Genomic DNA, 14142 nt, shown 5'->3' on the forward strand with positions numbered 1-14142 from the left:
TAAGGAATGGGGGATTTATCTTATCAGTCCCCTTTGTACTAAAAAGAAAGCATTCCACCCTTTAATAGTGTCATAACTTAAAAGTATTGACACCGATAACCAAACCCTTTAATATCAGGGTATCAACTTGTGTCATAACTTAGTGCCATAAGTTACTACATATAAAGTGGTGATTTAATGAAATATGGATACGCACGTGTGTCTACTGCATTGCAAGATTTAGAAACTCAAATAACCGACTTAAAAGAAGCTGGATGTGAATTGATCTATTCCGAAAAAGTCACTGGTACAAAAGCAAATAGACCTGAATTCAATAAAGTTCTTGCTTTACTAGATGAAGGGGATACTCTAACAGTTACTAAATTAGATAGGTTCGCACGTTCTGCTGGGGATGCTATTCAGATTGTCAGGGAACTGTTTAAAAAGGGAATAAAAGTACATATACTTAATATGGGTTTAGTGGAGAACACCCCTACTGGTAAGCTAATATTCACTATTATGAGTGGGTTTGCTGAATTTGAACGAGATATGATTGTAGAAAGAACACAAGAAGGTAAAGCACTCGCGAAGCAGAAAGATGATTTCAGGGAAGGGAGACCAAACAAATTTACTAAGAAACAAGTAAGTCATGCCCTGAAGCTGTTAGAAACTAACTCATATAAACAGGTGGAACAGCTTACAGGCATATCAAAAAGCACACTGATCCGTGCAAAAAAGAAAAAAGTTTAAGGCTGGTCAATTAACCAGTCTTTTTCTTAATTTCACACTTTAGCATATAAAAGAATTATGACTCGTTTTCGTTTCCATGCCCTGCGTTCAATTCATGGAATATATCCTTTCTTTTAAAGTGTTTGGTATTCACACTTTTGTCAAAATTAAAGACACTGGTATTTGTAATCAGTGCCCTTTTAGAAAAAATTATCTTATTTTTAACTCTGACTTAGATTGTGGGATCGTCTGGGATAATTTATGGCTGCCTTTTATCTTCATAAGTATTGCTTCTTCATCAATTCCTGATTCCTTAAACAACAAAACACCAGCAACCACCTTTAAAAGTTCATTAGCATAATACAGTTCTATGCCTTCAAACTTATTTTCTTTACCTTCTTCATCATAATGAGTCAAATAATTTCTAGTTTCTACGACCCTGTTAGCAAACGACTTCGCTTTTTTATTACTAATGAAAAGATGTTTTGTAATATCATCGTGTAATAAATCACAAAAAATATTTTTCAGCCTTTTATTTAATGAGTACTCGTTTAAATGTTTAATTTTCTTATTTACTTCAGTTAAAATATCTTCTTCAATAACACCTTCTAAGGCTTCATTGATTATGTGTATATTTTGTTCTTTTACTTCATCATCGAATATCTTCCCGTAACCTAATGCCCTGTGATACACTTCAAGAGTTTGTACTCCATTTAAAAACTTATTTTCAAGATCTGCTTTACCATTAAAGAAGTCACTGAAATATAAGTTGAAAACATTACCTAGTTCCTTTTCTTTGAGGAACCAATTATTACATATCTCGCCGATCTTATGGCTAATATCTCGATAGGTGAATATCATTCTATTAGATGACATTTTATCTTTGATTTTAACATCACCTTGATTTAAAAAAAGGTGGTATTTCTTTGGCCTTATTTTAGGATTTTCACTTGATCCTAGGTTTTCATCTTCTCCATCAAAAACTACATCTTCGAATAAAATTGCTTCACCGATTAGTAAGGTTATTAATCTATTTAGACCGTTAATTTTATCTTCATACCATTCGAAGGTCTGCCATTGATCAGGAGTAATGGTAAAGGATTCTTTGTAATCAGAATAAGTTCCTTCCTGACTATCTTTATAATTCCATTTATATGAGTTCCGAATTTCTGCACCTATACTGCTTAAATAATTTTTTACTATTTCTGGTGGACTAAAGTGGGTTGTGTAGCCTTTATTTTCAGGGCCTGTGTTATCTTCTGTGAAATATGGTCTGCTATCAAACCATTTAGTCAAATAAGTACTATATACATTAACTGATTTAAATAGCACTGTATTAATATCCGAAATATTCGCCCCTACTATGAAGTAATTACAAAAGAATTTTTGATACGAAATCCCCGGCATATTAAATTCCTGATTAATAATAAAATTTCTAAGCAGCGTCACTTCTTCACCTTTTACTGTGAAACCATGAATAATTCCATAGTCACGGTCATCATCAAATAATTCACCGAAATCTATGGTTTCAAGATAAATACCTGTACTATCTGAATATAGAGTTCCTGCAATTTCTGTTTTTTCACCAGGAAGCCACCAATACCCTTGTACCTCAAAGGTATCCAACATTGAAAGGTTTTTCAGCTTAACATTTCTATTCATACCATCCCACCTTTAATAATTTAGGTCATAAAATAAATTTCGACGAAATTCCAAATAAATCCTTTTCAGACATAATTATAAAAACACCTGCTTCGTTAGTTTCACTCACTCCGCACTTGTCGAAGCTAAAGCTTCTCCGAGTCTAATATATATACTATTTAATGAACTGATACTACTATTTGTCAGGGTATAATATCAGTTCTTTTTTTTTGTTGTTTATAATAGCGATAGCTTGTCTATCGCAATGCTGAACGAAGTGAAGCATTACATTCTGTCCACTATTTACTTATCTTCTTTTAAGGGGTAATTCTTTGTAATCTGTATTCTATGTACACAAACCACAAAATTTCCTTTTTATAGGTAAAAAAAGGCTTAAAAAACCCTAAAACCCCTTCAAATAGCACATTTTTCGCTTTTTCACATTATAAATCTTTACTTATGAAATCCCCATAAAAATTTGTCCACCTTTTGAATTGACTGTCTGATTACCTTCTAACTGTTGTGTAGGAAGTATAAACACTAGAAAGGAATGATAGTTAATGAAACAAAGTAATATTACAGTAATAGATTCCATCATGGGGAGTGGTAAAACATCCTGGGCATTACAGCACATGAATCGAACTCATCAGGATACCAATTTCATTTATATTACACCATTTCTAAAAGAAGTGGATCGTATAAAAGAAAACGTACCCAATCGTAATTTTCACTCTCCTGAAAACAAGGGGGAAGGTAAATTAGCTAACTTAAAACAACTTATTACCAATGAAAAAGATATAGCAGCTACTCACAAACTCTTTCAGAACGTTGATGACGAAATTCACGATTTATTAAAAGCAACTAATTATACGCTTATTTTAGATGAAGCTATGGATGTAGTTGAACGGTACGATATGAACAACGATGACTTTAAGCTTCTTATTGATTCAGGTATGGTATCTGTCGAAAAAGATAACGGTGGCTTAGTGAAGTGGAATGATGAAAGTGAATATCAAGAAACCGAGTACGATAAAGTTAAAAACCTAGCCAAAACTGAGAATCTATATTTTTTTGATGATACGATACTGTTTTGGACTTTCCCTATTTCAGTATTCTCCCATTTTAAGGATGTATATATAATGACGTACCTATTTAAAGCACAGCAACAACGTTATTACTATGACATGTACGATATCCAGTATATCTACAAAGGGGTCCAGTTCATTAACAATGAATATGTATTAGAAGAACATTCTGCTTACAAAGCTAAAGAAAAAGAATTCATACGTAAAAAAATTAAACCCTTAATAAACATATACGATGGAAAATTAAATAACATTGGTGAAAATGAATATGACCTTTCCTTCAGTTGGTTTAGAAAGAAACCTAATTCATTAAAAGAAAGAATGCGAAGGAACTTACACACTTATTTTAAGAGACATGCTAAAACAGCGACATCCGTTAATATGTGGACTTCCTACAAGGATGATCGTCCAAAGTTAAAGGGAAAATGTTATGCTGGCTTAGCTAAAGACTATAAAGATGTAACAGATGTAAATAAAATAAGAAAGATATGTTTTGTACCACATAACACTCGTGCAACAAATAACTTCGCCCATAAGGAATCACTTGCATACGTCATTAACCGTTTCATGAATCCTTATGAGAAAAGGTTTTTCACCTCTAGGGGAGTTGAGGTTGAAGAAGATTTATATGCACTTTCAGAACTTATTCAGTGGATTTGGAGAAGTAGAATTAGAAATGGTGAATCCATTAATTTATATATTCCTAGCAAACGAATGCGAAGGCTTTTTGAAGAATATCTTGAAGGTGTACACTAATAATGCCCCCCATACTACAAAATATGGGGGGTATACCTAAATATAAACAGTTAAGACCTACCAAACGGATCAATGTACTTTTGGTAGAAAGTTCTGAGTAATGACTGGGCGGCATTCCTACTCTGTGCGTTATGATAGTTCAGAAATTCTGCAACTCTATTCATAAACCAATAAATCATAAAGCCTTGGTTAATTTCCCTAGAAAACTCAATTACTTCTCTAGACACTTCTTCTTTCATCCCATATCGATTGTATAAAGAATATATGTATTTTTCTTCAAAAGTAACTTTATCGTTCCCTTCCTTATGTTTTATTCCCTTTGTCCATTCCATATATTTTTGATGTTCTTCCTTAGCTAAGTTCATAGCTTGTCTAACACTTTCAACGTTTTTTCGCTTCCAATGACTCGCGATTTTTTCTAGAAACGGCTTTGATAAACTCATGTTAGTTTTTAAAAGTACATAATGAATCAATACATTCATTACACCAGGAGATAATTTTTGTTCAGTCATTATATTTCTTATCAAATTGAGATCCTGTGTGCTAGCACGATTTCCCTGTGACACGTCTTCAAGTAGTTCACGTGGTGATATTTGTTCTAACATATTGATAAACTGTTCTTCTTTGCTTAAATTTTTATCTTGATTTGTTCGTTCCTCCTTTAGTTCTTGCTTTACTTTTTTTTCCTGGTCTACTTTTTCTTTAATGGAGTTATCCTTGTAATTTTCCCCCATCATACTCCCCCTCACTATTCTAAAGATTAGTTATTTTAGCTTATAATACTGATTATACTAACACATTGAAGTTCACTATAGCCAAAGCAATTCACTCCCTTAAAGTGCTAACTATATAGAAGAAATATAGATAGAATTCCAACATACTTCGAACATACCTTAAAAGGTATGAATAATGTTAAAATATGTATATGGAAGTTTTAGGAGGGATTTTAGGTGAAGTATGTTGGGATTCTATCTACCTATTCACATATCTTTGGGGAAAAGAAAAGAAAAGAAGATATAGTAAGACTAATTCAAGAAATGCCATCATTAACCTCATTTGTGTTACTGTCACAAATCTCAACTGACAATTATAATGAAAATGAATTAAAACATAAACTTAAAAACCTTTATCTAAATAAATTGCATGAAATAATTGAACGAGAAAAGAACCCTAGCATGATAAGTATCAAGTCACGCAATAAACTCATTAAAAACATTGAAAAACTGGATGAAACGGTTACTTTTCCACCTCAAAGTATATTAAATTTATGGAAGTGGTTTTTGGTTTATGGAAGGAAAGATAAATTAAAATCTGCTATTACTGACACTAATATTGCAGCACTTGTAAATCTTTCTTTAATGACGAATGATTACCTTTACTTAGGTAATAAATCAAAAGAAAGTTTATATGCGGAGGTGTTTAGTAATTATGTATTTAACCATGAAGAAAACCCTTTGAATACCATATCAAGAACGTTTGCTATTTATACAGTAATTGCAAACGATTTATCGAACTCAAAGAATTATTTAGATGTAAATAATGATTTTGTTATAAAATATGGATATTCCATCAAAGAACATATAGCCGTAATTTTTGGTTTGATTGCAATTTTCATGAGTCCAAAAGTATTAGGAGAACAATGGATCCAGAATATAGAAAGTACCTTCTCAAAGTCACATCTACATGAAACTTCAAAAGAAATAGTTTCATCGCTAATTGTTAATATTGATGAAGCTTCTAAATGGGCTTCACAAAATATTGATACACCTTGGAATTTCCAAAAATTTAGGGAAAAACCTTTGTTGTTAGTTAATAAAAATGAATATTTACCCTTTAGTCAAAAGTTATTAAAGGAACAGTTATTCTCAGGCTTATTTCATAAAGTTAGGCATGTATATCCACTTGAAGACAGGTCTTTTTTAGACTTCTATGGGAAACCATTCGAAAAGTATACAGAAATTTTAATGGATAATGCTATTAAACATACCCAATTACCGTATCTTATAATTCCTGAGTTCAGATATAAAAAAACTAAAGATTCCCCTGATTTAATGATAAGGTTAGGAAATAAATTACTTGCTATTGAAGTGAAAAGCTACAGATTGAGGTTACCGTCTATTACTGATGGAGATGTTCACTCAATTAATAAGGATATTAAAAAGATGGTAATTTCCCCATTAAAGCAAGTTCACGACAGAATTAATGAATTACTTGAAGACAACCATAAAAATCTTGAAGGTGTAACAGATATCTATTTTATGGTAGTTACACAAGGACACTTCCCTACTATAGCCTTCTTTGAAGATAAAATACATGATCAGCTTGAGTCCCATTTCAACATTAAGCCCAAGGGTCATTATCATCTTGATATAGAAGAATTTGAGATGTTGTGTCATTTAATGGAAAGAAGAAGGCCAATCTTCAGAGTACTCGAAAACAAAAATAAATCTAAAAACAAGTTTCTTTCTTTCAAGAATTTTTTAATGGATAATAATTACCACATAAGAAAAAATAAATTCCTAGATGAAATGTTCTTATCTTCAACAAAAGAAATTGAAGATATACTATTTACAAAATAATTACTCACAAAATCTTGTTTAAATATTTGTAGTATTGAGATGGTTTTTGCCAACATGGGTTGAGAATCCAGGAAAACGGCTGGTGCATAAAATTGGCTACCTACAAGACAAAATAAAAATAAATTATCTTGTAAGTAGTAAACGATTTGCACAACATGGTATATCGAACTCAGGTTTCCGTGTGTTTGCACCTTGTTTAATCGTTGGATTTCTCCATACCAAACCTACATTGTTTCAAGTGCCCCTGACAGTTTCAAATCACAACTATGTGATCTTACTATGGTTTGATCTACTGCAACCGTAATTGCAACACTCGTCCACGACTAGCACTAACGTAGCTTTCACGTAGTCTCCCACAACCTAAACAAGGAACGATTATATGTGGGAACGCTGAACTTTCTGCATTGGCTTCAGCTAACCTGACAAGGTTATTTTGACTTGCTATTATTAGGCTTTCCAGCAAGTGAGAAACAACTCCTTCTAAAAAAGTGTATAGGGAACTAAGCCTTGCACTAGCCGATTTTTTCGGATAATATGAAGGTGAACTTTGCTTCTCAGCTATTTAGTTGTGAAGTCCTACTAGTTCTTTAGTAAGCCACCCATGGCAGTGGGTGGCATTTTTATTTGCCAATTACACTCCTTCCAATTCATACCGAATTACACTCATACTTTTAAATTGCTTAGAGGTGAGTGCTTCTGATACTTCTTACTAATTTCTGCATCGGTAAAATCTAAATATGCTTTTTGAGTTACTTCTACACTTGAATGTCCTAATATTCTGGATAAAGTCACCCAGTCTCCACCATTCAGTAAATAATACTTCGCAAAGTTATTTCTCAACTGGTGCGGATGTATTGAAACATTAACCCTTCTTCCAGCATCCCTTAAGGATTTCTCAAAATTTCTAATTTCCAATACCGTGCCACGAATTGTAGGGAAAACGTACTCACTACTTGAAAATCGATCATGATACTGAAGCCACCTTTTCAAATCAGTGGACATCCTATAGGAGAAATACACGTACCTTTCTTGTTTATTTTTTGAATTGGTGACTAATATGGCTTTGTTCTTAAAATCAATTTGATCATGCCTTAAGTAAAGACATTCAGAAATCCTAAGCCCTGTATCAAGTAATAAACGAGTTACAATCCAATTTCTATAGCCATGAAATGTTGTCACATCAAATTGTTTTAATACATTTACGATTTCTTCAGTCTTCAATAAAGTTTTCTGCTTTCGTTGCGGTTTTATGTTTTTGATACTTTCAACTGGATTTACTTTAATTTCGTGTTCAATACTGTACAAATAGTTAAAGAACACCTTAATGTTACGTAAATAATTGGCTACTGTAGTATCACTTAACGGCTTGTTAAAATCGTTCCTATGATCAGGGTGATTCACTTTTTTGGAAATTACACTTGAAACAACGGTGTATTTACCCCGTTCACGCAAGTATTTAATGTAATGTCTGATATGTGCTGATTTCACTTTACTTACTTCAGTAATCTGAAACTGATCATCCAAATAGAAAATGAACAACCTTAAAGTTTGATCATAACTTCTCAAAGTTTTTTGTGATAAGTTTTTGCTGGAACAGTACAGCATAAAGTTATCCATCTGTAGTTCAATATCTGTAAGCAACAAAAAAAAGACACCTCCTTTCACTGGTTTATCTACAAACCAATAAAGGAAAATGTCTTTCGGTAAACAAAATGTTTATTTATGGGCTAAAAAAGAAGTTAGTTGGTTAACTCTCATTTACCCGATAGCCATTAAAGCCTGTTATATCAACGTTACGACGCTTTATGTTCCAAACGAAGGCGGTCCGCCACCATGGCGATGAATTCGCTGTTTGTAGGTTTCGCTTTTGTATTGGAGATTGTATAACCAAAGAGAGAAGAAATCGCATCGATATTTCCTCTATTCCAGGCTACTTCAATGGCATGCCGGATAGCACGTTCCACACGGGATGCTGTTGTGTTATATTTCGTTGCAATGTCGGGATAAAGGACTTTTGTAATGGAACCTAGAAGTTCAAGATCATGGTAGACCATCGTAATGGCTTCCCTTAAGTACTGATACCCTTTAATGTGTGCAGGTACTCCCACTTCATGAATAATGTGAGTAATACTTGTATCAAGATCAGGTTTTTTCGATTTGGTTGAGGTGTAACTGTTCCCCAGTGCACGATTGATCGGATCACCGGCGTGTTTAATCTGACGAACCTGCTCGCCAAGATGGTCAAGGTCGAATGGTTTCATCATGAAATAAGCTGCTCCAAGTTCTACCGCTTTCTTCGTGACTTCCTCCTGACCGAAAGCCGTCAACATAATAACCTCAGGGTGCTTGTCCATATCTTTTAATTTATTCAACACAGCAAGACCGTCTAAATGAGGCATAATGATATCCAATATTAGGACGTCCGGTTTCTTCTCCTCAACCATTTGAAGACAATCTTTTCCGTTATAAGACGTGCCCACAACATCAATATCCGACGCATCATCAAAATATTCCTCAAGTAGCTTTACAAGCTCACGGTTATCATCAGCAAGACAGACTCGAATCTTTTCCATTTATTTTCCTCCTTACAAAATAGTCCTTCTTTTTTCCGTAATACACATATTCGACATCCAGGAATTTAACCCTCTTTTATTATAACAAAAAAATTTCAATATTTGAGATTATCTTGAAAATGCTTTAAATTACTCACGAATTCGCATATATTCGACATCCTTATTCATCATTTGTCGAAATTTGTCGAATGTTTTATTGAATTGCATAAAAAGAGAAGAGCCTTAGGTAGGCTCTTCTAACTTGCTTTTTGCTTATTGGCATGATCTTCGTATAATTCTATTCCGGCTTCTTGTAGCATCCACTCAATGTGTACACCATACCCACTGGTTGGGTCATTGACAAACACATGGGTGACTGCACCAATGATTTTTCCATTTTGAATAATCGGGCTTCCACTCATTCCCTGGACAATCCCGCCTGTTTTATCAAGAAGTTCAGGGTCAGTGATTTTGACAATCATCCCTTTTGTTACTGCGGATTTTTTCGGCATGTTACTGACGATTTCCACATCAAAGGTCTGCATTTCTTCACCATCTAACACAGTCATAATCTGTGCAGGTCCTTCTTCGACTTCTTCCGCAAATCCGACAGGGACACCTTTAGGATACGTTTCATTCTCCATATCCCCATCCAATTCACCAAAAATTCCGAAAGGTGTATTTTTCGTTATAGTGCCTAAACGGTCATCGCGCAACGAAAACTTCGCTTTTTTCTCACCGGGAATTCCCTGGCTTCCTTTTTCTATAGAAGTTACGTGGGAGCGAACAATCGTGCCTTCATGGATTTCAATGGGCTTCTTCGTATCCATATCTGAAATCACATGGCCAAGGGCTCCATATTTCTTCGTTTCTGGATCATAAAACGTCATTGTCCCTATACCTGCAGCCGAATCACGAATATAGAGACCGATTTGGTATTCCTTTTCTTGGGCGTTAAAAACAGGGGTTAAAGAGGTAGAAATCATCTCTTTCCCTCGTTTGATTTTTAGTTCTATGGGTTTCTCCGCCTCGCCTGACTTTTTGACGATGGTGGAGAGCTCTTCCATACTATTGAGTTCTTCTCCGTTCCCTTCTAGGAGAATGTCACCAACTAGGACATTCGCTTCCTCCCCTGGTGATTTTTTCGTCTCTGTTTCTCCATTTACTAAATGGTGGCCGACGACGAGAACTCCTTTTGTATGCAATTCAACACCCACGGACTGTCCGCCAGGGATCAAACGGATATCACGCATTTGAGTGACATCTGTTTTCTTGAGAGGAACTCCAGCGAACTCATAAAAAACTTGGTGATCATCAGTGGATGAAAAAGCGGTCAACGCTTCTGTCTCTTCCAATTCAGTAAGGGCTTCTGATTCATTGGATGCGTTGATTTTTACATCGGTAGGGATGGACAGATAATCATGAACAGGGGCGATCAAGGGTAAAATGAGCATGAACAGCAGGAGAACGGAACCGCATATATATTTAAATGTCTGTTGATCTTTCACGGGTTCACACTCCTTATCACTCCAGTACCAACTAAATGGCTTACTTATAATGTGGTCTTCCATAAGCTTTTTTAAACGAGCATAATCACAGTAATTATAGTACCCTTTCCCTTCTGTAGAAACATTCTCCAACGTATATGTAAAGATTGGAATATCCAATGAAATTTTGTGGAGACTAAGAATACATTAAGAAAGCGTATGGATTTTACATCCATACGCTTATCCTTTGTTCATTTATCTTTTCTTATGTTTATCAGCCATGAGGAGCAATTCACGCGCATGTTCAACCGTTGTTTCTGTAAGCTCTGCGCCTGTAATCATCCTGGATATTTCATCCGCTTTTTCATCATATGTCAATTCTTTTGCTGCTGTATGAGTTCGGTCATTATCTACTCTTTTTTCAATTCTCACGTGAGTATCGGCCATAGCAGCTACTTGTGGGAGGTGTGAGATGCACAAGACCTGTGAACCTTCCGATATCCCGTAGATTTTTTCAGCAATTGCCTGGGCTACTCGACCGCTTACGCCTGTATCTACTTCATCGAAAATCACACTTGTAACGCCTTGGTGACGAGAAAATATGCGTTTCAAAGCAAGCATAATTCGTGACATTTCTCCCCCCGATGCAACTTTATGTAATTCTTTTAATGGTTCTCCTGGATTTGTAGTAATTAGAAATTTAACGATATCTATACCATTAGGGAGCAATTGTACGGGATGCCCATCAAGCTCAGGGTCAGATTCACGCCCTTCTTTCAAGTTGATATCAACAGCAAAAGATGCTTTTTCTAAATATAAATCCCTGAGTTCTTCATGGATATATTCTGATAAAGTGACCGCTGAATTTGTTCTGATGTCGTGAAGGGTTTTCGCCTCCATCACTGCATCCTGACCCAGCTCATGGATTTCACTTTCCATCTTATTCAAGTGAGAATCCTTATTTTTAATCTCATCAATTTCTTCTTCAATCCTTGAAGCGTACTGAAGCATATCATCGACCGTAGCTCCATACTTCTTTTTCAAACGGTTCAACTCGTTTAAACGTGATTCAATTTGATTTAAGCGTTCAGGATCAAATTCAAGCGCTGCCATTTGATTGCTTAATTGGAAGGTCAATTCTTCAATGATATAGTAGGAATTCGACATTTCTTCAGAAAGCTTGCTCAGTTCGTCATCCACGTCTGCTGTGCTCTCAAGCGATGTCATGGCATGGCTTAGCCAGTCCAAGCCTTTTTGCTCCCCGTATAAGGAATAATAAGCATCATGAATTCCTTGATAAATCTTTTCATAATTCATCAGCTTTTTTCGCTCTTCTGAAAGTTCATCATCTTCCAGTGGCTGCATTTCGGCTTCTTGCAGTTCTCTCAGTTGAAACTCAAGCAAATCCAACCGTTGTGCCATCTCCTGCTCATTTTCACTCAATTCCTTGTAACGCTTTTTCAGCACACGGTATTTGTCATATACCCGATGATATTCTTCCAAAGAAGACTTCATATCGTCCGAAAAAATATCGAGCAGCTCGATGTGACGGTCCGGATCCATGAGTGATTGTGTTTCATGCTGACTATGGATGTCGATTAAAGAATGACCGAATTCTTTCATGATGGCTAGTGTGACCAATTTCCCATTCACCCGGCAAATGCTTTTTCCTTGATGGGTGATGGTGCGTTGCAGTACGACCATTCCATCTTCATCAATATCCACACCGAATTCTTCGCCCACTTTATGAATGGGATGATCGGTTCCAACGGTGAACAACCCTTCAATCTCAGCTTTTTTTGTTCCATGACGCACGAACTCGACAGACCCTCGTCCACCAGATAGCAGTTGTATGGCATCGATAATGATCGATTTACCCGCACCTGTTTCCCCTGTGAGTACGGTGAGACCCTCTTTGAACGTAATTGAAATTCGATCAATGATTGCAAAATCACGAATAGACAATTCTGTTAGCATGAAACTTTCACCTCAGTTATAGCATATTGAGCAGCTGCTCACTAATCGTTTCTGTTTGTTCCGCACTACGGCAAATGATTAAGCATGTATCATCCCCGCAAATCGTACCCATGATCTCATCCCACTCTAAATTGTCGACCAGTGCCCCTACAGCATTCGCGTTTCCTGGAAGAGTTTTTAGAATAATGAAATGACCCGCACGATCAATGCTGACAAAGGCGTCCATCATCAAGCGTTTTAGTTTTTCAAAAGGATTAAAACGCTGATCTGCCGGCAGGCTGTACTTATAACGTCCATCCATCATCGGTACTTTAACAAGGTGCAATTCTTTTATATCCCTTGAAACTGTAGCTTGAGTAACATTATAGCCCATACCCTTTAATCGATCGACTAACTCATCCTGGGTTTCAATGTCGTCATTCGTAATCAATTCCCTGATTTTGATATGACGTTGTCCTTTGTTCATGACCATCCTCCGTTTCCAGTCCTTCCATAAGAAAAGGGCTTTTCATAAGCCCTTTTACGTTCATTATGCGTTTTTACGATGCGCTTCATGCGCCTCTTCTACGACCGCCCCGATATTGATTTCTTCGGAGATCCCAGCTTGTCCTTCCTCTTTCAAACGTAAATGGACGAGGAATTCGATATTCCCATCACCGCCTGTGATTGGCGAAAAAGTGAGTCCATGTACAGAATAGCCGTGTTGAGTTGCAAAATCAAGAATATTCTCAATCACCTGTCTATGTATCGACGGGTCTTTGATAATTCCTTTTTTCCCAACCTGCTCACGTCCAGCCTCAAATTGAGGTTTGATTAAGGCTACAACATCGCCTTCCTGGTCCAAAAGTGTCGCCAGTACGGGAAGAATGATTCGTAACGAAATAAAAGAAACATCAATCGAAGCAAATTGCGGCTGCCCTTCTGACAAATTGTCTTTCGTCACGTACCTGAAATTCGTCCTTTCCATAACAATGACTTGTTCATGGTTACGAAGACGCCAATCCAACTGGTTATATCCGACATCAATCGCATAACTGAGCTTGACTCCATTTTGCAGACCGCAATCTGTAAAACCGCCAGTTGACGAACCGATATCCACCATTACTTTATCCTGGACGGAGAGATCGAAGACTTTTAAAGCCTTCTCAAGCTTCAGTCCACCCCTGCTTACATATGGAATTGCTTTACCCTTGACTGTGAGCTCAGCGTCTTCCTCGATTTTTTGACCAGGCTTATCCAGGCGGACTTGATTATGAAAAACAAGCCCTGCCATGATGGTCCGTTTCGCCTTTTCGCGTGTTTCCACGTACCCTTTTTCTACTAATAATACATCTAGTCTTACTTTTCTTCCCATAGA

At 36.1% G+C, this 14142-nt stretch carries 11 protein-coding genes; 3 read left to right on the forward strand and 8 right to left on the reverse strand.

All coding sequences use genetic code 11. The annotated features are described in order from the left end of the window. Window positions 1–177 precede the first annotated feature (177 nt). Window positions 178–729, forward strand: coding sequence for a recombinase family protein (locus J0K78_RS05010; protein ID WP_206945674.1), 552 nt, complete (start codon window positions 178–180; stop codon window positions 727–729). Window positions 730–918: 189 nt separating this feature from the next. Here J0K78_RS05010 and J0K78_RS05015 read toward each other — a convergent pair whose 3' ends face one another. Then, window positions 919–2370 carry an ApeA N-terminal domain 1-containing protein gene (locus J0K78_RS05015; protein WP_206945675.1) on the reverse strand — a complete coding sequence of 484 codons (1452 nt, stop codon included), beginning with the start codon at window positions 2368–2370 and terminating at the stop codon, window positions 919–921. Window positions 2371–2909: 539 nt separating this feature from the next. On the opposite strand from J0K78_RS05015, the gene J0K78_RS05020 reads away from it, so the two are divergent. Further along, window positions 2910–4190, forward strand: coding sequence for a hypothetical protein (locus tag J0K78_RS05020; protein ID WP_206945676.1), 1281 nt, complete (start codon window positions 2910–2912; stop codon window positions 4188–4190). A gap of 50 nt (window positions 4191–4240) precedes the next feature. Here the strand turns inward: J0K78_RS05020 and J0K78_RS05025 are convergent, their stop codons facing one another. Then, window positions 4241–4924: a DnaD domain protein gene (locus tag J0K78_RS05025; protein ID WP_242517694.1), complete on the reverse strand. Its 684-nt coding sequence runs from the start codon at window positions 4922–4924 to the stop codon at window positions 4241–4243. 216 nt (window positions 4925–5140) lie between these two features. Here J0K78_RS05025 and J0K78_RS05030 point away from each other — a divergent pair, with 216 nt between their 5' ends. Further along, a complete protein-coding gene (locus J0K78_RS05030) occupies window positions 5141–6769 on the forward strand; it encodes a hypothetical protein (RefSeq protein ID WP_206945678.1) in 1629 nt (542 codons plus the stop codon). A gap of 663 nt (window positions 6770–7432) precedes the next feature. Here the strand turns inward: J0K78_RS05030 and J0K78_RS05035 are convergent. The 6 genes from J0K78_RS05035 to J0K78_RS05060 all read right to left on the reverse strand — a co-directional run bounded on the left by J0K78_RS05035 (window position 7433) and on the right by J0K78_RS05060 (window position 14139). After that, window positions 7433–8386 carry a tyrosine-type recombinase/integrase gene (locus J0K78_RS05035; protein WP_206945915.1) on the reverse strand — a complete coding sequence of 318 codons (954 nt, stop codon included), beginning with the start codon at window positions 8384–8386 and terminating at the stop codon, window positions 7433–7435. Between the two features lie 176 nt (window positions 8387–8562). Continuing rightward, the gene (gene spo0A, locus J0K78_RS05040; protein ID WP_160914906.1) at window positions 8563–9342 is read right to left on the reverse strand and encodes a sporulation transcription factor Spo0A; all 780 of its coding nucleotides are present in this window, start codon (window positions 9340–9342) and stop codon (window positions 8563–8565) included. A gap of 236 nt (window positions 9343–9578) precedes the next feature. After that, window positions 9579–10829 carry a SpoIVB peptidase gene (spoIVB, locus tag J0K78_RS05045; RefSeq protein ID WP_370551060.1) on the reverse strand — a complete coding sequence of 417 codons (1251 nt, stop codon included), beginning with the start codon at window positions 10827–10829 and terminating at the stop codon, window positions 9579–9581. Window positions 10830–11063: 234 nt separating this feature from the next. After that, window positions 11064–12785, reverse strand: coding sequence for a DNA repair protein RecN (gene recN, locus J0K78_RS05050; protein WP_206945679.1), 1722 nt, complete (start codon window positions 12783–12785; stop codon window positions 11064–11066). Window positions 12786–12801: 16 nt separating this feature from the next. Next, window positions 12802–13251: a transcriptional regulator AhrC/ArgR gene (gene ahrC, locus J0K78_RS05055; RefSeq protein ID WP_089651776.1), complete on the reverse strand. Its 450-nt coding sequence runs from the start codon at window positions 13249–13251 to the stop codon at window positions 12802–12804. Between the two features lie 63 nt (window positions 13252–13314). Beyond that, a complete protein-coding gene (locus J0K78_RS05060; RefSeq protein WP_206945680.1) occupies window positions 13315–14139 on the reverse strand; it encodes a TlyA family RNA methyltransferase in 825 nt (274 codons plus the stop codon). Window positions 14140–14142 lie beyond the last annotated feature (3 nt).

The sequence above is a fragment of the Halobacillus sp. GSS1 genome, from assembly GCF_017307035.1.
GTDB lineage: Bacteria > Bacillota > Bacilli > Bacillales > Halobacillaceae > Halobacillus > Halobacillus litoralis.